Raw genomic sequence first — 22,324 nt, 5'->3', positions numbered from 1 at the left:
ACGCCGGATGGGGTCGGCGTTTCCCGCTTCAGGTGAAGCAGAGCAGGGTGTCGCTTAGAACTTGGCTTCCAGATCTACCTGCAGGGTGTCGACGTCAGCATCGCTGTTCGGCAGCTGCGACAGGTCGGTCTTGGCCATCAGGTAGGCAGCACCCAGGGAGAAGTTCTTGTCAATTTCGTAACCGACCTTGAACTTGTGACCACGCGAACCGGTGTAGCCGTTGCCGAAGTCCGAATCGGTGAACAGGCTGACCACCGCGTTACGCTGCACATCGCGGTAGTTGTAGTCCAGGCTCCAGGCACCCATTTTGGTTTTCAGGCCAGCCAGCCAGGCCTGATCTTCGCCGTCGGTGCTGTCGGTGTTCTTCACGTACTGGCCATAGGCCGACAACGGAATGGCCAAGCCAGTGAAGTCGATCTGGCCAAAGCCTTCCACCAGATTGAACTCGTTGGTGGTGTTGCCGAACGACTGCAGGATGGCGGCTTCCTTGTCGTTGTCGTAACCATAGATGCTGGCACCCACGGTGAGCTTGAGCACGTCGGCCGGCGCGAACTTGGCGCCCAACTGGCCGTGGTAGACCTGTGCATCGTGCTTGTACTGGACGCCGTCGCCATCGACGTTGTCCTTCAGGGTGTACTGACCGGCGCTGGCAAAGACTTCGGCCCCGCCCAGGTCAGCCTTGTAAGTGGCCGCCACACCTTCCGGGTTGATGTCGCTATCCCAGATGATGTCGCCCATGCTCACCCAAGGCTGTTGCATCTTGCCGCCAATCAGGTGCAGGTTAGGCACTGCAGTCGGATGCCAGTCGAGGTAGGCCAGGTCGACCCACAGCGACTTCTTGTCGAAGTAGTTGTCGAAGCTCTGGTTGGTCGAACGTCGGTCAGCGCTGCTGCCAGTGGCGATACGAACCCCAGCGTCGACCTGCGGGTTGATCTCGCTGTAGAAGCCGACACGGGCACGTACTCGCTGGCGGTCCTGGTTGCCGCTGCTGCTGTTCGGATCGTCGACGTTGACGTCTTCGTAACGCAGGCGCACGTCACCCTTGATCTGGGTCTTGGCGGCCCATGCCACTTTTTGTTCAAAGGAGCTCATGCGTTCGGACTGAGCTTTCTGGTCGGCCTTTTCCTTGGTTTCTTTTGCCAGGTCGCCCTGCAGTTCGTTGTACTGCGCCTGGTTGATCGAGCCATTGGCGCGGAGCATTTCGAGCAGCTTGGCGTCGACAGCAGCACTGGCCGGGGCACTCAGGGCCAGCATCATGCCGGTGAGGCTTACTCCGGTAAGTGTGGAAACAAGACGCATAAGGTTCTCCCTACTGAAAAAAATGGGGGAGGCTCAAGCGCCTGCCCCTGCGTTGGCATGTCTTCGGAAAGGGCCTGAATAGACAGGTTCTAGGGTTCCGGAAAACAGGCGCAAGTATTGCGGGGGCCAATGACAGATTAATGTCTGATTAGTGGCACTGTTGTTAAGTAATTGAGTATTAAAGGACCCACCCGGCGTTCGTCATTTGAGCGACGGGCCTTCCTTGGGGATACTGACGGTCTTCAGACAGCGAGCCGAAAACGTGACCAGCCTGTACAGCCTTGCCCACCTGCGTGATCTGCCGACGGCCACCTGGGATGCCCTTGTGCCAGCCGGCCAACCCTTCCTGCGCCATGCTTTTCTCAGTGCAATGGAGGACAGCGGCAGCGTGGCGCGCAACACTGGCTGGGCCGCCGAGCACCTGGTGCTGGAGCGTGACGGACAGGTACGGGCGCTGTTGCCCGCGTACCGCAAGTGGCACTCGTTTGGCGAGTATGTGTTCGATCATGGTTGGGCCGATGCTTGTGAGCGGGCCGGTATCGCCTACTACCCAAAACTGCTTGGCGCTGTGCCGTTCAGCCCGGTCAGCGGCCCACGGCTGCTAGCGGCCGATCCGGCTGACGGTTTGTTGATGCTGCAGGCCCTGCCGGAGTATCTGGGCAAGGGTGGGCTTTCCGGAGCGCACATCAATTTCACCGACCCGGCGCTGGACGCCCAGTTGGCGGGCCTGCCTGGGTGGATGGAGCGCCTGGGTTGCCAGTTTCACTGGCAAAACCGGGGGTATCGCGACTTCCAGGACTTTCTCGACAGCCTCAGCTCGCGCAAGCGCAAGCAGATGCGCAAGGAGCGTGAGCAGGTGGCGGGGCAGGGTATCGACTTCCGCTGGTACCGCGGTGATGAACTGGACGAGGCACAGTGGGATTTCGTCTTTCTGTGCTATGCCAACACCTATGCGGTGCGCCGTCGTGCCCCCTACCTGACGCGCGAATTTTTCAGTCTGCTGGCCGAGCGCATGCCCGAGGCGGTGCGCGTGGTGATGGCCCGCCAGGCTGGGCGTGATGTGGCCATGGCCTTGAGCCTGGTGGGTGGCGACAGCCTGTTTGGCCGCTATTGGGGCTGCCTGGATGAGTTCGATCGGCTGCATTTCGAGACGTGTTTCTACCAGGGCATGGACTTTGCCATTGCCGAGGGTTACCAGCGTTTCGATGCCGGGGCACAGGGGGAGCACAAGTTGATACGCGGGTTCGAGCCGGTGTTGACGCGGTCGTGGCATTACCTGCTGCACCCGGGGTTGCGGCGGGCGGTGGAGGATTTTCTGCTGCAGGAACGGGAAGGGGTCAAGGGGTATGCCGAGGAGGCGCGGGGGATGTTGCCCTACCGCCGGGACTGAGCGTTTTGTGTTGCCTGTGCCGGCCTTTTCGCGGGCTTGCCCGCTCCCACAGGTATTGCACAGTTCTGAGGCCTGTGGCGATCCTGTGGGAGCGGGCAAGCCCGCGAAGAGGCCGGTGCAAGCGTCAATCGACCCCGACAAAGCCCCCGGTCTGGTGGTGCCACAACCGGGCATATAGCCCTTGCTGCTCCAGCAACTCACTATGGCTGCCACTCTCGACAATTCGTCCCTTGTCCAGCACCACCAGCCGGTCCATACGGGCAATGGTGGAAAGCCGGTGGGCGATGGCGATTACCGTCTTGCCCTGCATCAGCGTCTCCAGGCTTTCCTGGATCGCCGCTTCCACTTCCGAATCCAGCGCCGAGGTGGCCTCGTCCATGATCAGGATCGGCGCATTCTTCAACAGGACCCGGGCAATGGCGATACGCTGACGCTGACCGCCCGACAACTTGACCCCGCGTTCGCCCACATGGGCATCGAAACCGGTGCGGCCCTGGGCATCCGAAAGCTGTGGGATGAACTCGTCAGCCCGCGCGCGGCGCACAGCTTCATGCAGTTCTGCATCGCTGGCACCGGGGCGGCCGTACAGCAGGTTTTCGCGAATCGAACGGTGCAGCAGCGAGGTATCCTGGGTGATCATGCCGATCTGTGCACGCAGGCTGGCCTGGCTCACCTTGGCAATGTCCTGGCCGTCGATGAGGATGCGCCCACCCTGCACGTCGTACAGGCGCAACAGCAGATTGACCAGAGTCGACTTGCCTGCCCCGGACGGGCCGATCAAACCGATTTTCTCGCCCGGGCGGATGTCCAGGTTGAGCCCTTCTATGACATTGGTGGCCTTGCCGTAATGGAAGTCGACGTCATCGAAACGCACCGCGCCGCGGCTGACCTTCAGGGCCGGCGCATTGGGCAGGTCGGTGACGGTGACCGGCTGGGCGATGGTCTGCAGGCCGTCCTGCACCATGCCGATGTTCTCGAAGATGCCGTTGACCACCCACATGATCCAGCCCGACATGTTGACGATGCGGATCACCAGGCCAGTGGCCAGGGCGATGGCACCCACGGTGATCAGCGATTGGCTCCACAGCCACAGGGCAAGGCCGGTGGTGGCGACCACCAGCAGGCCATTGAGGGTGGTGATGACCACGTCCATGCTGGTGATCACCCGGGAGGCCAGCTGGGTTTTCTCGGTCTGCTCGCGGATTGCCTCACGCGCATACTGCTGTTCGTAGTCGGTATGGGCGAACAGCTTCAGCGTCGCGATGTTGGTGTAGCCATCGACGATACGCCCCATCAGCTTGGAACGTGCGTCCGAAGACACCACCGAGCGCTCCTTGACCCGTGGCACGAAGTAGAACAGCGCGGCAATGTAGCTGACGATCCACGCCAGCAGCGGCAGCATCAGGCGCCAGTCGGCCTCGGCGAACAGCACCAGCGAGGTGATGGCGTAGATCAGCACATGCCAAAGCGCGTCCACCGCCTGCACGGCGGAATCGCGCAGCGAGTTGCCGGTCTGCATGATGCGCTGGGCAATACGCCCGGCGAAGTCGCTCTGAAAGAAGTTCAGGCTCTGCTTGAGCACATAGGTATGGTTTTGCCAGCGGATCAGGCTGGTCATGCCGGGGTTGATGGTCTGGTGCACCAGCAGGTCGTGCAGGCCGAAGAACAAAGGCCGCAGCAGCAGAATCACAACCAGCATCCAGATCAGCTCGCCGCTGTGCTGGCTGAAGAAGTTGGCATTGGGCGTACCCTGGGCCAGGTCGATGATGCGGCTGAGGTAGCTGAACATCGCCACCTCGATCAGCGAGGCGACCAGGCCGACCACCAGCAGGGCCACGAAGCTGGGCCACACCTGGCGCAGGTAATACAGGTAGAACGGCCACACCGTGCTCGGGGGGCTTCGCTCGGTGCCTCGCGGAAAATATCGATCAGTCTTTCGAAACGGCGGTACAGCATGGGCGACAACACTCCTGTTCGTCCGACCCTCAGGCGGTTTCACATCCCTGTGAAGCCTGCAGTCAGTCGATACGTTTGGCGGACTTGATATAGACCGGATCGGCCGGTACGTCGCGCATGCCTTTTTTGATGGTGGTCGGCGAGTTGACGATCTGATCGACCACTTCCATGCCTTTGGTCACTTTGCCGAACACGGCATAACCGGCGTCGCGACCTGGGTTGAGGAAGTCGTTGTCGGCGACGTTGATGAAGAACTGGCTGGTGGCCGAGTTCGGGTTGGACGTGCGTGCCATCGACAGGGTGCCGCGGGTGTTCTGCAGGCCGTTGTTGGCCTCGTTCTTGATCGGGGCCTGGGTTTCTTTTTGCACCATCTGGTCAGTGAAACCGCCGCCCTGGACCATGAACCCCGGGATCACGCGGTGGAAGATGGTGTTGTTGTAGAAGCCGCTGTCCACGTACTGCAGGAAGTTCTTGGTACTGAGCGGTGCCTTCTCGGCGTTCAGCTCGATTTCGACCTGGCCGAAGCTGGTGTCCAGCAGGACGTGCGGGGTCTTGTCGGAAGCCATGACACTGGTGGCGAAGGCGACCGAGCAGGCGGTGAGCAGAAGTTTTTTCAGCATGGGCTCAAAGATCCTTGAGAGGTGGAAGCGGCTGCGAGGAACTGCAGCAGGGTCTGGTTGAAGACCTCGGGTTGATCGAGGGGTGTAGCGTGCCGGGAATCGTCGACGACGACCAGCCTGGCGTTGGGTATGAGGGCGACGTAGCGCTCTTTGAGTTGTATCGGCGTGTAATCGTGGTCGGCGGCGATCACCAGGGTAGGACAGTGAATCTGCCCGATGCGTTCCTGCACGCCCCAGTCGACGATGGCGTCGAAGCTTTTCAGGTAGGCGCGTTTGTCGTTGCGCGCCCAGCGCTGGGCCATCTTCTGCCGCAGGTCTGCTTGTTGTGGTTTGGGGAACAGCCGTTCGGCCAGCCCCTTGCCGACGGTTTCGACACTGAGCACGCGCGCCAGGCTCCAGCGCTTGAACCACCATAGCCAGTCACTGCGGGTGCGGCGCTTGACCTCGGGGGCGCTGTTGACGATGCACAGGCTGCGCAACCATTGCGGGTGGTCGACGGCAAACTGGAAGCCGACCATGCCGCCCATGGACAGGCCGACGAAGTGCACCGGCCCTGTGTGCAAGTGCTCGAGCAGGGCCAGCAGGTCGGCACTGAAGGTGGCGATCTGGTAACCGTCAGCGGGTTTGTCGGAGCGACCGTGGCCGCGGATGTCCATGAGTATCACCCGGTAGTGGCCGCTGAGCACCGGCACCTGCAACTCCCAGTCCTGGCAGCTGGAGCCCAGGCCGTGCAGCAGCACCAAGGGTTCGCCCTGGCCATATTCCTCGTAATGCAGCGTGCATCCTTCGTGTTCGAAATAGGCCATGGGCGCGGTCCTCTCAGGCTTGTGGGGGGGCTGCGAAGGGCACGTCCAGTGGCGCGGTGTCGAAATTGCGCAGCAGGTCGATGAGAATCTGCGTGGCCGGGCCCAGGGTCTTCTCTTTGCTCGAATAAAGGTAGAACAGTGGGTGGCGGCTGCCACCCTGATCCAGCGGCAATGGCTTGAGCACGCCTTCGCGCAGTTCGCGCTCGATCATGTGACGGGGCAGCCAGGCAAAACCCAGGCCGCTGCTGACGAAGGTGGCGGCGGTGCCCAGGCTGCCGACGGTCCAGCGCTGCTCGGCGCCCAGCCAGCCGACGTCGCGCGGTTGGGCGCGGCCAGAGTCGCGGATCACCACCTGCAGCTGGCTTTCCAGGTCCTGGAAGGTCAGTTCGCGTCCCAGGCGGTGCAGGCTGTGCTCGGGGTGGGCGACGGCGATGAACTCCACTGCGCTCAATTCGGCGCCCAGGTAGCCGCCGATGCTGTAGCTGCTGATGGCCAGGTCGGCGATGCCTTCGTGCATCACTTCCTCCACGCCAGACAGCACTTCTTCACGCAGGCGCACCCGGCAGCCGCGGCTTTGTGGCATGAACGCAGCCAGCGCGCGTACCAGGCGGGCGCTGGGGTAGGCGGCATCGACCACCAGGCGCACCTCGGCTTCCCAGCCCTGTTCCATGTGGTGGGCCAGGTCTTCGAGCTGGCTGGCCTGCTTGACCAGGTGGCGCGAGCGGCGCAGCAGCACATTGCCGGCCTCGGTCAGCACCGCCTTGCGGCCATCGATGCGCAACAGCGGGACGCCCAGCTGCTCCTGCATGCGGGCCACGGTGTAGCTGACCGATGACTGCGAGCGGTGCAAGGCCTCGGCGGCCTGGGCAAACCCGCCGTGATCGACCACTGCTTGCAGGGTTCGCCACTGGTCAAGGGTTACGCGCGGCGCTTTCATCTTTCGCTCCTGTTGTCCTAAGCTGCGCTCTTTCAAGGAGAGCGGCCCATGAAGAAATGTTGTGCGGCAATACTGATGTGCCTGCCCCTCGGGGCCATGGCTTATCCCATCGATGTGGAGAAGGAGCTGACCGGGGTCAAGCTCGACTACACCGCCTATGACACGGCCTATGACATTGGCGCCATCACCCTCAACAACTATGGGCAGGTCCCGGCGGCGTGCAAGGTGACCTTCCGCAATGGCCCAGAGGCACCACGGGTGCGCCGGGTGAACGTACCGGCGGGTAAAAGCGTCGATGTCACCGCCAAATTCAATCGGCAAATCATCAAACTACGGATCGCCTTGAACTGCAGCGCGGAATAAACTGATTAATCGATAGATTGGACCCACTTTTTACGCTTTTTTATCGATAGGTCAAGCCTTAATCTCACCTCCATCGAATCGCACCCTTTTTTGCCGATGGAGGCACCCCCCATGTCCCGCGTACTGATCATCGAAAGCAGCGCCCGCCAGCAGGATTCCGTTTCCCGTCAGCTGACCAAGGACTTCATTCAGCAATGGCAGGCCGCTCACCCGGCCGATCAGATCACTGTGCGCGACCTGGCAGTAAGCCCGGTTCCCCACCTGGACGCGAACCTGCTGGGCGGCTGGATGAAACCCGAAGAACAGCGCAGCGCCGCCGAACTGGAGGCCCTGGCCCGTTCCAACGAACTGACGGATGAGTTGTTGGCTGCCGACGTGCTGGTGATGGCTGCGCCCATGTACAACTTCACGATCCCCAGCACCCTGAAGGCCTGGCTGGACCATGTGCTGCGTGCCGGCATCACCTTCAAATACACCCCGACCGGCCCGCAAGGCCTGCTGACCGGCAAGCGCGCCATCGTCCTGACTGCCCGCGGCGGCATCCATGCGGGTGCCAGCAGTGACCACCAGGAACCGTACCTGCGCCAGGTGATGGCTTTCATCGGCATCCACGATGTCGACTTCATCCATGCCGAAGGCCTGAACATGAGCGGCGAGTTCCACGAGAAGGGCGTCAACCAGGCCAAGGCCAAGCTGGCGGCGGTGGCCTGAGGCATCACGAATTCCCAACCCTGACACCTGTTTTTGCTCCTTTGGGTGTACCTGCCCGGCTTGTATGGCCGGGCTTTTTTATGCCTGGGGTTTTCAGGTCGCCAGTGCCGGCCTCTTCGCTCGCCGGAAGATATGCAGGTCCCTGTGGGAGCGGGCGTGCCCGCGAAGAGGCCGGTACAGCCCCTACATTCCTCATGGTTGAACTCATTCGCCGCAACCCGCTAAGGTCGCGGCCTTGATTCACGAGAGGCAACCATGGGCTACCTGATAATCGTCGCGCTGATCCAGGCGTTTTCCTTCAGCTTGATCGGCGAGTACCTGGCCGGGCACGTCGACAGCTATTTCGCAGTGCTCGCCAGGGTGCTGCTGGCCGGCCTGGTGTTCCTGCCGCTGACCCGCTGGCGCCAGGTCGAGCCACGCTTCATGCGCTGGATGCTGCTGATCGGCGCGTTGCAGTACGGCATCACCTACGTCTGCCTGTACCTGAGTTTCCGCGTGCTTACCGTACCGGAGGTGCTGCTGTTCACGATCCTCACGCCGCTACATGTGACCTTGATCGAAGATGCCCTGAACCGGCGCTTCAACGCTTGGGCGCTAGTGGCCGCGCTGGTCGCCGTGGCCGGTGCTGCCGTAATCCGCTTCGACAGCATCAGCGGCGAGTTCTTCATCGGCTTCCTGCTGCTGCAACTGGCTAACTTTACCTACGCCGCTGGCCAGGTGCTGTACCGTCACCTGGTCGCTCGCCATCCCAGCGACCTGCCACACTACGCGCGCTTTGGGTACTTTTACCTCGGCGCGTTGCTGGTGGTGCTTCCGGCCTTCCTGCTGTTCGGCAACACTCAGCACCTGCCGAGCACTGATGTGCAATGGCTGGTGCTGTTGTTCCTGGGGCTGTGTCCGACGGCGCTGGGGCTGTACTGGTGGAACAAAGGTGCATGCCTGGTTTCTGGCGGTACGCTGGCGGTGATGAACAACCTGCATGTGCCGGTAGGGCTGCTGCTGAACCTGTTGATCTGGAACCAGCACGAGCCGCTAGGGCGGCTATTCATCGGCGGGGGGATCATCCTGGCGTCGGTGTGGCTGAGCCGCCTGGGTGGTCGCGCGCAAGCACCGCTGGCCGGCAAGGCCTGACGCGCCCTTTGATCCGGGGGCTGCAAGGCAGCCCCAGCAATCTCAGGCCTCGTTCATTTCTTCAAGGCGACGCGGCATCGGTTCTGCCGCCGTACGCCCGGCCAACCCCACGCGCATATCATTGCCACTCGGCTGCTGATACAGGCTCAAGCCGAACTCCGGCAATACCGCCAGCAGATAGTCGAAGATATCCCCCTGGATGCGCTCGTAATCCGCCCACACCGTGGTGGTGGTGAAGCAGTAGATTTCCAGCGGTACGCCTTCGGCGGTGGTCTGCATCTGCCGCACCATGCAGGTCATGTTCGGATGAATATTGGGGTGGTTCTTCAAATAGGCCAGGGCGAACGCGCGGAAGGTGCCGATGTTGGTCAGCTTGCGGCGGTTGGCTGACAGGTCCGCCACCGGCCCCAGCGCCTCGTTCCAGTTTTGCAGTTCCTGGCGCTTGCCCGCCAGGTAGTCACTCAGTAGCTGCACCTGGCTCAGGCGCTGTTCTTCTTCGCGGGTGAGGAAGCGCACGCCGGCGGCGTCGATGAACAGGCTGCGCTTGATGCGCCGGCCACCGGACTGCTGCATGCCGCGGTAATTGCGGAATGACTCGCTCATCAGGCGCCAGGTGGGGATGGAGACGATGGTCTTGTCGAAGTTCTGCACTTTCACCGTGTGCAAGGTGATGTCCACCACGTCGCCGTCGGCGCCTACCTGCGGCATTTCGATCCAGTCACCCACATGCAGCATGTCGTTGCTGGTCAACTGCACGCTGGCGACGAACGACAGCAGGGTGTCCTTGTACACCAACAGCAGCACCGCCGACATCGCACCCAGGCCGGACAGCAGCAACAGCGGCGAGCGGTCGATCAGGGTAGCGACGATGACGATCGAGGCGAAGATCCACAGCATCATCTTGGCCAGTTGCACGTAGCCCTTGATCGAGCGGGTGCGGGCATGTTCGGTGCGGGCATAGATGTCGAGCAGGGCATCCAGCAGGCATGACAGCGCCATGGTCATGAACAGCAGGGTGAAGGCCAGGGCGACATTGCCGAGGAAGTGCTGGGCGGTGTCGGACAGCTCAGGCACCAGCTTCAGGCCGAATTGCAGCACCAGGGACGGGGTTGTTTGCGCCAGGCGGTGGAACACCTTGTTGTGGCGCAGGTCGTCCAGCCACTTCAGCGCAGGCTGGCGGGCCAGCAGGCGCGCGCCGTGCAGTATCAGGAAGCGCGCCAGGCGGCCGACTGCCAGGGAGATGAGCAGCAGTACTGCCAGACCGATGGCGGCGTGCAGCATGGGATGTTGGTCGAGGGTGCCCCACAGGTCGAGGGAGTCACGCCAGATTCGTTGGATATCCATGGGCTTGCGTACAGTCTTGTTGCGAAACGAAGCCGTATTAGAGCGCGGATAGCGACAAAGTTGCCAAAAGAAATTCGGCTAAGGCTGCAGAAAACGTTACCCTATGCAACTGAATTTCCCGCACTTGTCTGAGGTTACCTCCGTGTTCTCCCAATTCGCCCTGCATGAACGCCTGCTTAAAGCCGTGGCCGAGCTTAAATTTGTCGAGCCAACCCCGGTGCAGGCCGCGGCCATCCCCCTGGCCCTGCAAGGGCGGGATCTGCGTGTGACTGCGCAGACCGGCAGCGGCAAGACGGCGGCCTTCGTACTGCCACTGCTCAACCGTCTGGTCGACCTCAGCGGTCCGCGTGTCGAGATTCGCGCGTTGATCCTGCTGCCGACCCGTGAACTGGCCCAGCAAACCCTCAAGCAGGTGCAGCTGTTCTCGCAGTTCACCTACATCAAGTCGGGCCTGGTGACTGGCGGCGAAGACTTCAAGGAACAGGCCGCCATGCTGCGCAAGGTGCCTGACGTGCTGATCGGCACCCCGGGTCGCCTGCTCGAGCAGCTCAATGCCGGCAACCTCGACCTGTCCCACGTGCAGGTCCTGATCCTGGACGAAGCCGACCGCATGCTCGACATGGGCTTTGCCGAAGACATGGAGCGCCTGTGCAAAGAGTGCGAAAACCGCAAGCAGACCTTGCTGTTCTCGGCTACCACCGGTGGCGCGGCCCTGCGTGACATCATCGGCAAGGTGCTGAAAGACCCTGAACACCTGATGCTCAACAGTGTCTCGCAACTGGCTGAAGGCACCCGCCAGCAGATCATCACCGCCGACCACGACCAGCATAAAGAGCAGATCGCGCAGTGGTTGCTGGCCAACGAAACCTTCGACAAGGCGATCATCTTCACCAACACCCGCGCCATGGCCGACCGTATCTATGGTCACCTGGTGGCCAAGGACGTGAAGGCTTTCGTGCTGCATGGCGAAAAGGACCAGAAGGACCGCAAGCTGGCCATCGAGCGCTTCAAGCAGGGCAGCTCCAAAGTGCTGGTAGCGACCGACGTGGCAGCCCGTGGCCTGGATATCGACGGCCTGGACCTGGTGATCAACTTCGACATGCCACGCAGCGGTGACGAGTACGTCCACCGTGTGGGCCGTACCGGCCGTGCTGGTGGCGAAGGCCTGGCGATCTCGCTGATCACCCACAACGACTGGAACCTGATGTCGAGCATCGAGCGCTACCTCAAGCAGCAGTTCGAGCGCCGGGTCATCAAGGAAGTGAAGGGCACCTACAACGGGCCTAAGAAGGTCAAGGCCTCGGGCAAGGCGGCCGGTAGCAAGAAGAAAAAGGTCGAGAAGAAGACTGGCGACAAGAAAGCCGCAGCCAAGCGCAAGCCTACTGCCAAGCCGAAGGCCAACGCGCCTCTGGCCAGTGCTGACGGCCTGGCACCGCTGAAGAAGCGCAAGCCTGCTGCTGAATAAGACTCACGCAGGCCCTTTGCAGAAGCGACGCAAGTTCGCATCTGCGAAGGGCGTGCGCAGGCGACGAACGATCACTCCGCTTTTTTCTCTGCCTGTTTCAACTCCTTGATCCGCTGGTCGATCAGCTGACACTTGTCGGGCAAGTCCTTGCTCGCCGTCCCCAGATCCATCCCCTGAAGCTCATCATTGATCTCCTTGGCCTTTTGCGGGTTCTGCTCAGTCAACTGAGTAACCAGCCCGGCCAGCTCCTCACGTTTCTGCGTTGCTTCTTCAGGTGTGCATGCCCAAGCGGGCAGGGCGCAGAGCAGGGCAGTGGCACAGGCTATGAGCAGTAGCGGTTTCATCCTTCCAACCTCCGGCGGTGGTGATGCCCGGTGGAGGGCTGTGGGTGCAGGGAAGTTCAGGGCTTGCGACCGATGGAAGATTTCTTTGGTGGTGGTAGTCCGTTTCTGAAACGTTCCCGTGTCCCTCCAGCGCTGTTGAGCAGCACGCTACGTCGCTCTAGTCTCGAAAGAAAAGAGGGGGTGTTGTATGTACAGCTGTAAATACAGGTCGTCCCATGTTCTTTGAATGACTAAAGGCGCTGATAGGTGTCGTCGTGTACACGGAGAGGCGGGGTGAGGTGATACGCATCATTTCTGCAAGAAAAGCCACCAAACGGGAGGCCAGGTACTATGACCAAATCATCGAAAACTGACTGGAGCCGCCTGGCCCGACAGGACGACAAGGATATCGATACATCAGATATCCCTGAACTGGACCAGGACTTTTTCCGCCAGGCCGAGCTGCGCGTTCCCGCCAAGCAGACGGTGACCATTCGACTGGACTCAGATGTCCTCGCCTGGTTCAAGGAGCAGGGCAGCGGCTACCAGACCCGCATCAATCAGTTGCTGCGCCAGTACATGCAAGCGCAACAACGCCAGCGCTAAGCGCTTCGGAACGCTTGGCAACCTTGGCAGGTCCCAACCTGTGTACCCCTTTCGTCCACAGCAGGAGCCCGTAGCCATGAGCATCGCCTACGACTGGGACCTGATCGAACGCTTGCTGCACGAAGTGCAGAACGGCGCCGGTCACAGCTTCACGCCCCGCCCCTATGCCGAGCAGCATGCTGCTGCACTGGCCGCCAAGGGTGAGCCGGTGGGTGACGTGGATCACCTGAAAACCCGTGCATGCGAGTATGAAAAGCTGCTATTTGAGCGCGGATTCATTGAATGCCGACCTGAAGAGGACGGCGGCAATGGCGAAAACTTCGTCCTGACCGAACGCGGCTCGCGCTTGATGAGCCTGATCGACAGCAGCATCCCCGGCTTCGAGCACCCGCGCCAGGTGCTGGATGAGCAGGAGGATGCGCTGGACGAAACGACGTTCGAACGGGTATCTGCGAAGGCACAGATTGCTTGAGGTCGTTTTAAGGCTGGCAAGTGCAGCGTTCGAAACCCGATAATCGGTAGCTTCTGAACGCTGCCGAGCCTTGCCCATGCCTACGATCACCCCAGAGGCCCGCTTATGAGCGCGGTCCGCAAGAACCCTGACGCCTTTGCCTTCCAGGTAATGCTGGGCCTTTGCCTGATCTGGGGCTGCCAGCAGGTACTGATCAAGACCGCTGCCGTCGACATCGCGCCGGTGATGCAGGCAGCGCTGCGCAATGGCATTGCCGCTGTGCTGGTAGGGCTGATGCTGTGCTGGAGGGGTGGCTGGGAGCAGGTCGGCAGCACCTGGCGCGCAGGGCTGGTGGCGGGCGGGCTGTTCGGGGTGGAGTTTCTGTTCATTGCCGAAGGGCTGAAACTGACCTCGGCGGCGCACATGTCGGTATTCCTCTATACCGCGCCGGTATTTACCGCCTTGGGCCTGCATTTTCGGCTACCCAGTGAACGCTTGCGGCTGCTGCAGTGGCTGGGCATTCTGCTGGCCTTCGGCGGCATTGCCATGGCCTTTGCCGGTGGCTCTTCGTTCGAGCACATGGACGGCCGCACCTTGCTGGGTGATGCCTTTGGCGTGATCGCCGGGCTGGCCTGGGGCGCGACCACGGTGGTGGTGCGCTGCTCGCGGTTGTCGGAGGCGCCAGCGACCTTGACCCTGTTCTATCAGCTGGCGGTCGGTTTTGCCGGGCTGTTGCTGATCGCCCTGCTCAGCGGGCAGATCGGCGCGGTGTCGCTGACGCCGCTGGCGATGGGCAGTGTATTGTTCCAGGGGATTGTGGTGTCGTTCATCAGCTACCTCACCTGGTTCTGGTTGCTGCGCAAATACCTGGCGTCGAACCTCGCGGTGTTTTCCTTCATTACCCCATTGTTTGGGGTAACCTTTGGCGTTTTGCTGCTGGATGAGCCGCTCAGTGCGAATTTCGTGGTGGGGGCGTTGATGGTGTTGTTGGGTGTGATCCTGGTCAGTGCCGAGCCTTGGGTGAAACAACAATTGCGGCGGTTGGTAGGGTGATGGGTTGCCTGTACCGGCTCAGGATGCAACCTTGGCCTGACAGGCGCTTCCTTGTTGTGCATCACCCGGCAACTGGACCAACCCGCCAGCCACCACCAACCCGCCCGCCGCCAGCATCAATGCGGGTTGCAGCCCACCGCTGTAGTGGCTGCTGAGCGCCGCCAGCAGCGGCCCACTCAACTGCCCCAAGGCAAAGCATGCGGTCAGCAGCCCGGCATTGCGCTGTGTGGCCTGTGGCGCCAACTCGCGCGAGCGTTGCATGACCAGTTGCATGCAGGCCAGGAACGGCCCGCCACACAGCGCAACACCCAGCGCCAGCCCGATACCCCCACCCAACAGGCAGGCCAGCACACCCAGCCCTTGCAACCACAGGGTGGCGGTCAACCAGGTTGAAGTGCGGCCACCACGGCGCACGCTCACCAGCAAGACGCCCAGCGCCGCCGCCAGGCCAAACGCCGGCCAGAACAGGTCCGCCAGCCACTGCCCGCGAAACTGCTGATTGGCCATCTGTGACAGAAAGGTGGCTGGCAGGATATAGCCCATGCCATACAGGCCATACACCAACCCCAGGCGGCCAGTGCCGACATTGCGCGTCGCGCCTGGTCGTACTGGCGACTGAGTCGGTGCCGCTTGCAATGCCCGTGGCAACCACGGCCGCACGGCCAGCAGCATCACCAGCGCAGCCACGGCATAGATCAGCCACAGGGCTGCCGAGCCAAGCCCCAGCACATGCGCAACCAGTGCCAGTAGCCCGGTCACGGCGATACCGAGGCCGGGCCCGGCGAATACCAGCGCTCCCAGGCGTTGGCGGTTGTGCGCAGTGGCTACTTGCTGGCTGAGGCTGGTGATCATCACCAGCACCCAGGCGCTGGCTACGCCTGTGCCGAAGCGCAGCAGCAGGTGCCCCCAGAAGCCATTGGCAGCCCAGGAGGCCAGGGTCAGCAGCACACACAGCCACAGCCCCCCATGCAGGCGCCGCCGTACCTGGCCTGGCGAGCGGGCGAACATGGCGTCCACCGCGCCCACGAAATAGCCCAGGTAATTGGCCGCCGCGACCAGCCCGGCGACTGTCAGGTCGAACTGGCCTTCGGCAATCAGTTGCGGCAGTTGCGGGGTGAGGGCGAAACGGCCGATGCCCATGGCCATCATCAGCGCCACGGCGCTGGCGAGCAGTTGAATGAGTGGCGACATGACAGGTCTCCTGCGCGGGTAAGCGATAGATGGCAGGTTAGGGCGGTTTATTTTTCAATAAAATTGAATAATGATGATCAAGTTGTTCTGTTTTGGAGAATGCCGTGGAATTCAGCCAACTGCGTATCTTCCAGGCCGTGGCCGAGGAGGGCTCGGTTACCCGCGCCGCAGAGCGCCTGCACCGGGTGCCATCAAACCTTTCCACGCGCCTGCGCCAACTCGAGGAGCAGCTGGGCGTCGATCTGTTCCTGCGCGAACGTCAGCGCCTGCAACTGTCGCCAGCAGGCAAGGTGCTGCTGGACTATGCCAACCGTATGTCCGCCTTGCGCGACGAAGCGCTGGGCGCCGTGCGTGGCGGTCAGCCGGCTGGGGACTTCGTGCTGGGGACCATGTACAGCACGGCGGCGACCCACCTGCCAGCGTTGCTGGCGCGCTATCACCAGGCTTACCCGCAGGTGAACCTGCAAGTGCGTGCTGCACCCAGCGGCGAGTTGCTTGAAGGGCTGCTGAACCACACCCTGGATGCTGCTCTTGTGGACGGGCCACCGAGCCTTGCCGGGCTGGATGGCGTGCCGCTGTGCGATGAGCAACTGGTACTGATCACCAGCCCCGAACACCCGGCGGTACTCACAGCCAAGGACGTGGCGGGCAAGGCGGTGTTCACCTTCCGCCAGGGTTGCTCGTACCGCATGCGCCTGGAGGCCTGGTATGCCCATGCCCATACGCCGATGGGGCGAGTGATGGAGATCGAGTCGTACCAGAGCATGCTGGCCTGTGTGATCGCGGGTGCGGGTGTGGCGATGATGGCCCAGTCGATGCTCGACAGCCTGCCTGGGCGTGATCGGGTGAGGGTGCACCCGCTGCAGGCACCTTTCGATCAGGCGGTCACCTGGCTGATGTGGCGCCAAGGTATGCGCGGGGCTAATCTGCAGGCATGGATCGACCTGCAACAAAGCGAAACGATTAACCAGTCGTCGGAATGCGCTGCCACGGCTTGATCCGAGTCAAAATCGCCCTTATCTGTAGGAACAGAGGAATGCGTAATACAGGACATCGGGCTATGATCTGTATGAAACATCGCAGGATTGATTTGCCGTGAGGCTGACCCGTCAAGGGGGCATTATGAATAAACCACTGTCAAACTGGCTCCATGACCTGGCTGTCGCCTTGGGGCTGATTCCACCACCCTTGCAGCCGGTGCCGATCCCGACTGATGAAGAGCAGCGCAAACGTCAACCGCGTCGGCGCTGATTAACGACAAAGGCCGCTTCACCCGATTGGGTGCAGCGGCCTTTTTGTGTCTGCTGATTGTCTATTGCCTGTACTGGCCCTTTCGCGCGGGCAAGCCCGCTACAAGCGAAAGGGCCGGTACAGCAGTCAGGCCAGCTTCACCGCCGCCACCGACTTGCGCGACACCAGGCTCACGCCCACAAAGCTCACCAGCCCTACTGCCAGGCTGTAGTAGATCGGCGTATTGGCCTCCAGCCCGTCCAGGAACATGAACAGCAGGGCGGTGGCAAAGCCCAGCGACATGCTGGCAATCGCGCCTGCAGTGGTCGCACGCTTCCAGAAGATCGCCCCGATCAGCGGGATCAGCATGCCGCCGACCAGCAGGTTATAAGCCAGGGTCAGGGCGTTGATCACATCATTCACCACCAGCGCGATGCCCAGCACCACCAGGCCGGTGAGCAGGGTGAACAGGCGGCTGGTACCCAGGCTCGACTGCTTGCCGCCACGCAGCTTGGGCAGCAGGTCTTCGGTTACGGTGGTCGAGGCAGCCAGCAGACCGGCGCTGGCGGTGGACATCATGGCCGCCAGGGCCGCAGCCATCAGCAGGCCACGGATGCCATCGGGCAGGGTGGTCTTGATCATCTCGGCAAAGGCGTTGTTCGGGTTGGCCAGGTCGGGCATCAGCACATGCGCAGCCATGCCGATCGCAGCGCAGGCCAGGCCATACAGCACGCAATACACACCAGCGGCGGTACCGGCACGCTGACAGACCTTTTCGTCACGGGCGGTGAACACCCGCTGCCAGATGTCCTGGCCGATGAGGATGCCGAAGAAGTAGATCAGGAAGTAAGTGATGATGGTGTCCCAGCCAATGGTAGTCAGCTGGAAGCTGGCCGCTGGCAATTTGGCCACCAGGGTGTCCCAGCCACCGGCCTTGTACAGGCACACTGGCAGCAGGATGAACATCAGGCCGACGGTCTTGATCACGAACTGGACGATATCGGTCAGGGTCAGCGACCACATGCCGCCGATGGTCGAGTACAGCACTACCACGCCGCCGCCGAGCATCAGAGAAGCCCAGAACGGCAGGTCCAGCAGCACCTGCAGGACGGTGGCCATGGCCAGGGTCGAGGTGACCCCGATCATCAGTGCATAAGCCAGCATGATGACGGCGCTGGCCTGGCGTGCGGTGGGGTTGTAGCGTTGCTCCAGTACCTGGGTCACGGTGAAGATGCGCAGGCGCAGCAGCGGTTTGGCGAGGAACAGGTTGATGGCGATGATGCCCAGGCCAAGGGCTGCGCACAGCCAGAAGCCGGAAATGCCGTGGACGTAGCCCAGGCGCACGGTGCCGACGGTGGAAGCGCCACCGAGTACGGTGGTGGCCATGGTGCCCATGTACAGCACCGGGCCGAGGTTGCGCCCGGCTACCAGGTAGTCTTCATGGGTTTTCGCGCGGCGCATGCCATACCAGCCAAGCCCTAGCATGCCAGCGGTGTAGATCATTACAACAATGATGTCCAAGGCCATTGGGGGTCTCCCGATTATCTTTATTATGGCGAGATCGACCGCGCGGGCGCTTGCACGGCGCCCGGCGGTCTTTTCTTGTGTTGGCGGGCCTCAGTGGCCCTCCCTCATGGCTCCTGCCGGGGTAGAGCGGTATTAGCGACGCACCACGCCAGGTAGCACGCAGAGCATCTCGAACAGCAGGTTGGCACCGAGCAGCGAGGTGTTGCCGGTGGTGTCGTAAGGCGGGGAGACTTCGACAAGGTCACAGCCGATCAGGTCCAGGCCGTGGCAGCCGCGAATGATCTCCATTGCCTGGATGGTGGTCAAGCCGCCGATTTCCGGGGTTCCGGTACCGGGGGCCCAGGCCGGGTCGATGCCATCGATGTCGAAAGACAGGTAAACCGGGCCACCGCCGACCTTTTCCCGCACTTCGGCCATCAGTGGCTCCAGTGACTTGTGCCAGCACTCTTCGGCCTGGACCACGCGGAAGCCCTGGCGACGGCTCCAGTTGAAGTCATCGGCGGTGTAGCCCTGGGCGCGCAGGCCGATCTGCACCACGCGCTCACAGTCGAGCAGGCCTTCTTCCACGGCGCGGCGGAAGGTGGTGCCGTGGGCGATCTTCTCGCCGAACATGTGGTCGTTGACGTCGGCGTGGGCATCGATGTGCACCAGGCCGATCTTGCCGTGTTTCTTGTGCAGCGCACGCAGGATCGGCAGGGTGATGGTGTGATCGCCCCCCAGGGTCATGGGAATGACGTTGTGCTCGACGATTTCGTCATACGCTTCTTCGATGATGCGCACGGCGTCCAGCAGGTTGAAGGTGTTGATTGCCACATCGCCGATATCGGCGACCGACAGCGAGTCGAACGGGGCGGCACCGGTCGCCATGTTGTACGGGCGGATCATCACCGATTCGGCGCGGATCTGCCGTGGGCCGAAGCGGGTGCCGGAACGTAGCGAGGTACCGATATCCAGCGGGACGCCGATGAAGGCCGCATCCAGACCTTTCGCGCTTTGCAGGTGGGGGAGGCGGAGCATGGTGGCGATGCCGCCGAAACGCGGCATTTCGTTGCCGCCCAGTGGTTGGTGGAGAGTCTTGTCCACGGTGGGCCTCATCAGTCGGTCGATTGTTGTGTTTGTTCGAACCTGTGCCGCCGCGCGCCATTCACGTGTGGTTTGCCGGCGGGCAGGGACATTTCGGCCAAGTCTGCTCAAGCGAGCGCCGGGGAAGAATCGCTACCGACAAATACTTAGTTCAGGAATTTCTGAACTAAAGGCGGGTAGAGCAGTTAGACTGCGCGCATATACCCTTGTGGAACCGTTGCACCATGGCCTCGACCTTGCCCGACCTGAAACTGCTGCGCATCTTCATCAGCGTGGTGCGCCACCAGGGCTTTGCCAACGCCCAGCGCGAGCTGAACCTGTCGACCTCCGCCATCAGTACCTACATGAGCCAGCTGGAGGGCGCCTTGGGTATCGTGTTGTGCCACCGGGGTCGGGGGGGCTTCAGCCTGACCAGCAAGGGCGAGCTGTTCCATCAGGAAACCCTGCGCCTGCTGGCCGAGCTGGACGGTTTCGAGCAGTATGCCGCCGCCCTGAAGGGCGAACTGCGTGGCACCCTCAACCTTGGGGTGATCGACTCCACCGTCGGTGATCGCGCCTTGCCGCTGGCCGAAGCCATCGGTGCCTACAGCCAGGAGCACCCGGCGGTGCACCTGCACCTGTCGGTGTCCAGCCCCTACGAGCTGCAACTGGGTGTGCAGGACAACCGGCTGGACCTGGCCATCGGCGCGTTTTCTTCGCGGATGAGCGGCCTGCTCTACCAGCCGTTGTATCGCGAACAGCACTGGCTGTACTGCAGCAGCCGCCACCCGTTGTATGCCGAGCGGCGCATTCCCGAGCAGGTGGTGACCCAGCAGCGCATGGTCGGCCGTGGTTATTGGAGCCAGGCCGAACTGGCCCGGCATGGCTTCAAGCACAGTGCGGCGACGGTTGAAAGCATGGAGGCGCAGCTGATCCTGATCCTTTCCGGGGCCTATATCGGCTACTTGCCTGAACACTACGCCCAGGCCTGGGTCGACAAGGGTGACTTGCGCGTGCTGTCGCCGTCGACCTTTGGTTACCAGGCCCCGTTCTCGCTGATCATTCGCCGCGGGCGCAGCCGCGAACCGTTGATCCAGACCTTCCGTGACCTGTTGAAAAGCCAGCTCAACGTGGGCTGAGATGCGACGCATTCATGCATTCCGTCGGGAGCGGGTTAAATTCCGCTAAACGCTGGCCGCTAACCTGATAGCGCTCTGCTACATATCAACTTGCGCTGATGATTTCCCCTCATTTCATCCTGCAAGGATCGCCCAAGATGCGCATGAATTTGCCCGTCACTGAGCACGAAAGAACCTTCCCCGGTGATCAACGCCTTATTTCTACGACTGACCTCGACAGCCGCATCACCTACTGCAACGACGCCTTTGTGGCGATCAGCGGCTTTACCTACGACGAACTGATCGGTCAACCGCACAACCTGGTGCGCCACCCGGACATGCCGCCGGCGGTGTTTGGCCATATGTGGGAAACCATCAAGCAGGGCAAACCCTGGATGGGCATCGTCAAGAACCGGGCGAAGAACGGCGATTACTACTGGGTAAGCGCCTACGTCACGGCGATATACGAACAGGGCCGGATCAGTGGCTACGAGTCGGTGCGCTCGGTGCCCACGCGCGAGCAGATCCGACGTGCCGAGGCGCTGTATGCGCGCTTGCGCGATGGCCGCAGCCCGGTGCCCTGGGCTGCCCGTCTGGGGCATGGCCTGGGCCATGGCTGGCCACTGATCGGCGCCGGCCTGCTGTCGGCGGCAGGTTACCTTTGGCTGCCCCCCTATGCGGCGCTCGCGGTGCTGATGGCAAGTCTGCTGCTGGCTTGGTACTGGGTCGAGCACCGGCAGAACCAGGCCATTCGCCGCACGTTGGCCGAGCATCCCAAGGCCTTTACCAGTCCGTTGGTGGCGCTGACCTACAGCGACAACCCAGGCCTGAAGGGCCAGCTCGACCTGGCCATCATCAGCGAAGAAGCCCGCCTGCAAACGGCCCTGACCCGCCTGGTGGATGCCGGGGTCGGGGTAAAGTCGCGGGCGGCGCAATCTTCCGACCTGTCCGATGCCCAGGCGCAGATGCTCGACCGGCAGCGCAGCGAGACTGACCAGTCCGCCACGGCCATCGCGCAGATGGCGGCGACCATCCAGCAGGTCACCCACAACGTGCAAAGTACGGCACACGCGGCAAGTGATGCCGACCAGCTGGCGCAGCAGGGCAGCGAGCTGGCCCTGAAGAGCCTGAAAGACATGGGCAGCATGAGCGATGCGGTCAATGACATTGGTCAGGCAGTCAACGCCTTGGCTGAGCAGACCCAGTCGATTGGTAGTGTGGTCGACGTGATCACTTCGATTGCCGAACAGACCAACCTGCTGGCGCTTAACGCCGCCATTGAAGCGGCGCGCGCCGGTGAGCAAGGGCGGGGGTTCGCCGTGGTGGCTGATGAGGTGCGGTCATTGGCGCAGCGTACCCGCGCGTCGACCGAAGAGATCCACCATATCATTGCCTCGCTGAGGGCCGGGGCGGAGCGAGCGGTGAGCACTGCCAGCCGGGGCGAGCAGATTTCCCGGGACAGTGTGCACAGTGTCGAGGCGGTGCAGGCGGCGCTGAGCGGGATTGCCGTGGCGGTCAGCCGCATCACCGGCATGAGCCAGCAGATGGCCACGGCATCGGAGCAGCAGAGCCATGTGGCTGAAGACATCAACCAGCAGATCGTGAGGATTGCCCAACTGTGCGACCAGAGTGCCGGGCAAGCCAGGCAAGGCGCGGAAATCAGCCAGGACCTCGAGCGCATGGCGGAGTACCTGCACAGCCTGGCGGAAAGGTTCAACCGTTGAAATCGCGGAGCCCGCAA

The 22,324-nt window shown here is 62.2% G+C and carries 21 protein-coding genes and 2 pseudogenes; 13 read left to right on the top strand and 10 right to left on the bottom strand.

Going from position 1 to position 22,324, the window contains the following annotated elements:
- Nucleotides 1-54 precede the first annotated feature (54 nt).
- The gene (locus tag C4Q27_RS04455) at nt 55-1,299 is read right to left on the bottom strand and encodes a putative porin (RefSeq protein WP_020191620.1); all 1,245 of its coding nucleotides are present in this window, start codon (nt 1,297-1,299) and stop codon (nt 55-57) included.
- A 262-nt stretch (nt 1,300-1,561) separates the two neighbouring features.
- Between C4Q27_RS04455 and C4Q27_RS04450 the strand changes: the two genes are divergently transcribed.
- Nucleotides 1,562-2,689: a GNAT family N-acetyltransferase gene (locus C4Q27_RS04450; protein WP_104886544.1), complete on the top strand. Its 1,128-nt coding sequence runs from the start codon at nt 1,562-1,564 to the stop codon at nt 2,687-2,689.
- A 124-nt stretch (nt 2,690-2,813) separates the two neighbouring features.
- Here C4Q27_RS04450 and C4Q27_RS04445 read toward each other — a convergent pair.
- The 4 genes and pseudogenes from C4Q27_RS04445 to C4Q27_RS04430 all read right to left on the bottom strand — a co-directional run bounded on the left by C4Q27_RS04445 (nt 2,814) and on the right by C4Q27_RS04430 (nt 7,008).
- Nucleotides 2,814-4,645: pseudogene (locus C4Q27_RS04445) on the bottom strand (ABC transporter ATP-binding protein).
- A gap of 62 nt (nt 4,646-4,707) precedes the next feature.
- Entirely contained in the window at nt 4,708-5,265 is a 558-nt protein-coding gene (locus tag C4Q27_RS04440) for a peptidylprolyl isomerase (protein ID WP_104886543.1), read from the bottom strand.
- Entirely contained in the window at nt 5,259-6,071 is an 813-nt protein-coding gene (locus C4Q27_RS04435; protein WP_020191623.1) for an alpha/beta fold hydrolase, read from the bottom strand. The genes C4Q27_RS04440 and C4Q27_RS04435 overlap by 7 nt, the downstream gene beginning before the upstream one ends.
- A 13-nt stretch (nt 6,072-6,084) precedes the next feature.
- Nucleotides 6,085-7,008 (bottom strand): LysR family transcriptional regulator, encoded by a 924-nt coding sequence (locus C4Q27_RS04430; RefSeq protein WP_003254610.1) that lies wholly within the window; start codon nt 7,006-7,008, stop codon nt 6,085-6,087.
- 48 nt (nt 7,009-7,056) lie between these two features.
- Between C4Q27_RS04430 and C4Q27_RS04425 the strand changes: the two genes are divergently transcribed.
- From C4Q27_RS04425 to C4Q27_RS04415, 3 genes are all read left to right on the top strand, one after another.
- The gene (locus C4Q27_RS04425; RefSeq protein ID WP_012051530.1) at nt 7,057-7,371 is read left to right on the top strand and encodes a hypothetical protein; all 315 of its coding nucleotides are present in this window, start codon (nt 7,057-7,059) and stop codon (nt 7,369-7,371) included.
- A gap of 111 nt (nt 7,372-7,482) precedes the next feature.
- On the top strand, nt 7,483-8,082 hold the full coding sequence (locus C4Q27_RS04420) for an FMN-dependent NADH-azoreductase (RefSeq protein WP_003254608.1): 600 nt from the start codon (nt 7,483-7,485) through the stop codon (nt 8,080-8,082).
- 255 nt (nt 8,083-8,337) lie between these two features.
- A complete protein-coding gene (locus C4Q27_RS04415; protein ID WP_064492102.1) occupies nt 8,338-9,213 on the top strand; it encodes a carboxylate/amino acid/amine transporter in 876 nt (291 codons plus the stop codon).
- Nucleotides 9,214-9,255: 42 nt separating this feature from the next.
- On the opposite strand, the gene C4Q27_RS04410 is transcribed toward C4Q27_RS04415, so the two are convergent.
- On the bottom strand, nt 9,256-10,557 hold the full coding sequence (locus C4Q27_RS04410; protein ID WP_104886542.1) for a mechanosensitive ion channel family protein: 1,302 nt from the start codon (nt 10,555-10,557) through the stop codon (nt 9,256-9,258).
- Nucleotides 10,558-10,660: 103 nt separating this feature from the next.
- Between C4Q27_RS04410 and C4Q27_RS04405 the strand changes: the two genes are divergently transcribed.
- Complete coding sequence (locus C4Q27_RS04405) at nt 10,661-12,022, top strand: DEAD/DEAH box helicase (protein WP_104886541.1); 1,362 nt, start codon at nt 10,661-10,663, stop codon at nt 12,020-12,022.
- A gap of 71 nt (nt 12,023-12,093) precedes the next feature.
- Here the strand turns inward: C4Q27_RS04405 and C4Q27_RS04400 are convergent, their stop codons facing one another.
- Nucleotides 12,094-12,366, bottom strand: a complete 273-nt coding sequence (locus tag C4Q27_RS04400) for a hypothetical protein (RefSeq protein ID WP_104886540.1) — start codon at nt 12,364-12,366, stop codon at nt 12,094-12,096.
- Nucleotides 12,367-12,596: 230 nt separating this feature from the next.
- On the opposite strand from C4Q27_RS04400, the pseudogene C4Q27_RS04395 reads away from it, so the two are divergent.
- The 4 genes and pseudogenes from C4Q27_RS04395 to C4Q27_RS04380 all read left to right on the top strand — a co-directional run.
- A pseudogene (locus C4Q27_RS04395) lies at nt 12,597-12,719 on the top strand (BrnT family toxin); the annotation flags it as partial.
- Nucleotides 12,697-12,951, top strand: a complete 255-nt coding sequence (locus tag C4Q27_RS04390; RefSeq protein ID WP_104886539.1) for a BrnA antitoxin family protein — start codon at nt 12,697-12,699, stop codon at nt 12,949-12,951. The pseudogene C4Q27_RS04395 and the gene C4Q27_RS04390, both read left to right, overlap by 23 nt.
- Nucleotides 12,952-13,027: 76 nt before the next feature.
- Nucleotides 13,028-13,423, top strand: coding sequence for a hypothetical protein (locus tag C4Q27_RS04385; protein WP_014590069.1), 396 nt, complete (start codon nt 13,028-13,030; stop codon nt 13,421-13,423).
- Nucleotides 13,424-13,528: 105 nt separating this feature from the next.
- Nucleotides 13,529-14,455, top strand: coding sequence for a DMT family transporter (locus C4Q27_RS04380; protein WP_010955209.1), 927 nt, complete (start codon nt 13,529-13,531; stop codon nt 14,453-14,455).
- Nucleotides 14,456-14,473: 18 nt separating this feature from the next.
- Here the strand turns inward: C4Q27_RS04380 and C4Q27_RS04375 are convergent, their stop codons facing one another.
- Nucleotides 14,474-15,646 (bottom strand): MFS transporter, encoded by a 1,173-nt coding sequence (locus C4Q27_RS04375; protein ID WP_104886538.1) that lies wholly within the window; start codon nt 15,644-15,646, stop codon nt 14,474-14,476.
- A 104-nt stretch (nt 15,647-15,750) separates the two neighbouring features.
- Here C4Q27_RS04375 and C4Q27_RS04370 point away from each other — a divergent pair, with 104 nt between their 5' ends.
- Complete coding sequence (locus C4Q27_RS04370; RefSeq protein ID WP_064492106.1) at nt 15,751-16,644, top strand: LysR family transcriptional regulator; 894 nt, start codon at nt 15,751-15,753, stop codon at nt 16,642-16,644.
- Nucleotides 16,645-16,768: 124 nt separating this feature from the next.
- Complete coding sequence (locus C4Q27_RS29690; protein WP_009683677.1) at nt 16,769-16,897, top strand: PA1414 family protein; 129 nt, start codon at nt 16,769-16,771, stop codon at nt 16,895-16,897.
- 126 nt (nt 16,898-17,023) lie between these two features.
- On the opposite strand, the gene C4Q27_RS04365 is transcribed toward C4Q27_RS29690, so the two are convergent.
- Together C4Q27_RS04365 and speB are read right to left on the bottom strand one after the other, a co-directional pair.
- Nucleotides 17,024-18,403, bottom strand: coding sequence for a sodium:solute symporter (locus C4Q27_RS04365; protein ID WP_020191244.1), 1,380 nt, complete (start codon nt 18,401-18,403; stop codon nt 17,024-17,026).
- A gap of 132 nt (nt 18,404-18,535) precedes the next feature.
- Nucleotides 18,536-19,486 carry an agmatinase gene (speB, locus tag C4Q27_RS04360; RefSeq protein WP_029615437.1) on the bottom strand — a complete coding sequence of 317 codons (951 nt, stop codon included), beginning with the start codon at nt 19,484-19,486 and terminating at the stop codon, nt 18,536-18,538.
- Between the two features lie 224 nt (nt 19,487-19,710).
- Here speB and C4Q27_RS04355 point away from each other — a divergent pair, with 224 nt between their 5' ends.
- Together C4Q27_RS04355 and C4Q27_RS04350 are read left to right on the top strand one after the other, a co-directional pair.
- On the top strand, nt 19,711-20,604 hold the full coding sequence (locus C4Q27_RS04355) for a LysR family transcriptional regulator (protein ID WP_003254585.1): 894 nt from the start codon (nt 19,711-19,713) through the stop codon (nt 20,602-20,604).
- A 137-nt stretch (nt 20,605-20,741) separates the two neighbouring features.
- Complete coding sequence (locus C4Q27_RS04350) at nt 20,742-22,307, top strand: PAS domain-containing methyl-accepting chemotaxis protein (protein WP_104886537.1); 1,566 nt, start codon at nt 20,742-20,744, stop codon at nt 22,305-22,307.
- The last annotated feature ends 17 nt before the right edge of the window (nt 22,308-22,324 follow it).

Origin of the sequence: Pseudomonas sp. SWI36 (assembly GCF_002948105.1) — a bacterium.
Lineage (GTDB): Bacteria > Pseudomonadota > Gammaproteobacteria > Pseudomonadales > Pseudomonadaceae > Aquipseudomonas > Aquipseudomonas alloputida.
The sequence above is the reverse complement of the archived record's forward strand: the minus strand, read 5'-3'. Positions and strand labels throughout refer to the sequence as shown.

Excerpts from the sequence above, each read along its gene's own strand:
- C4Q27_RS04425 (WP_012051530.1), top strand. The coding sequence starts at position 7,057 with ATGAAGAAATGTTGTGCGGCAATACTGATGTGCCTGCCCCTCGGGGCC.
- C4Q27_RS04405 (WP_104886541.1), top strand. The coding sequence starts at position 10,661 with ATGCAACTGAATTTCCCGCACTTGTCTGAGGTTACCTCCGTGTTCTCC.
- C4Q27_RS04430 (WP_003254610.1), bottom strand. The coding sequence starts at position 7,008 with ATGAAAGCGCCGCGCGTAACCCTTGACCAGTGGCGAACCCTGCAAGCA.
- C4Q27_RS04390 (WP_104886539.1), top strand. The coding sequence starts at position 12,697 with ATGACCAAATCATCGAAAACTGACTGGAGCCGCCTGGCCCGACAGGAC.
- C4Q27_RS29690 (WP_009683677.1), top strand. The coding sequence starts at position 16,769 with ATGAATAAACCACTGTCAAACTGGCTCCATGACCTGGCTGTCGCCTTG.
- C4Q27_RS04355 (WP_003254585.1), top strand. The coding sequence starts at position 19,711 with ATGGCCTCGACCTTGCCCGACCTGAAACTGCTGCGCATCTTCATCAGC.
- C4Q27_RS04375 (WP_104886538.1), bottom strand. The coding sequence starts at position 15,646 with ATGTCGCCACTCATTCAACTGCTCGCCAGCGCCGTGGCGCTGATGATG.
- C4Q27_RS04440 (WP_104886543.1), bottom strand. The coding sequence starts at position 5,265 with ATGCTGAAAAAACTTCTGCTCACCGCCTGCTCGGTCGCCTTCGCCACC.
- C4Q27_RS04385 (WP_014590069.1), top strand. The coding sequence starts at position 13,028 with ATGAGCATCGCCTACGACTGGGACCTGATCGAACGCTTGCTGCACGAA.
- C4Q27_RS04400 (WP_104886540.1), bottom strand. The coding sequence starts at position 12,366 with ATGAAACCGCTACTGCTCATAGCCTGTGCCACTGCCCTGCTCTGCGCC.
- C4Q27_RS04380 (WP_010955209.1), top strand. The coding sequence starts at position 13,529 with ATGAGCGCGGTCCGCAAGAACCCTGACGCCTTTGCCTTCCAGGTAATG.
- C4Q27_RS04455 (WP_020191620.1), bottom strand. The coding sequence starts at position 1,299 with ATGCGTCTTGTTTCCACACTTACCGGAGTAAGCCTCACCGGCATGATG.
- C4Q27_RS04435 (WP_020191623.1), bottom strand. The coding sequence starts at position 6,071 with ATGGCCTATTTCGAACACGAAGGATGCACGCTGCATTACGAGGAATAT.
- C4Q27_RS04365 (WP_020191244.1), bottom strand. The coding sequence starts at position 18,403 with ATGGCCTTGGACATCATTGTTGTAATGATCTACACCGCTGGCATGCTA.
- C4Q27_RS04415 (WP_064492102.1), top strand. The coding sequence starts at position 8,338 with ATGGGCTACCTGATAATCGTCGCGCTGATCCAGGCGTTTTCCTTCAGC.
- C4Q27_RS04350 (WP_104886537.1), top strand. The coding sequence starts at position 20,742 with ATGCGCATGAATTTGCCCGTCACTGAGCACGAAAGAACCTTCCCCGGT.
- C4Q27_RS04410 (WP_104886542.1), bottom strand. The coding sequence starts at position 10,557 with ATGGATATCCAACGAATCTGGCGTGACTCCCTCGACCTGTGGGGCACC.
- C4Q27_RS04420 (WP_003254608.1), top strand. The coding sequence starts at position 7,483 with ATGTCCCGCGTACTGATCATCGAAAGCAGCGCCCGCCAGCAGGATTCC.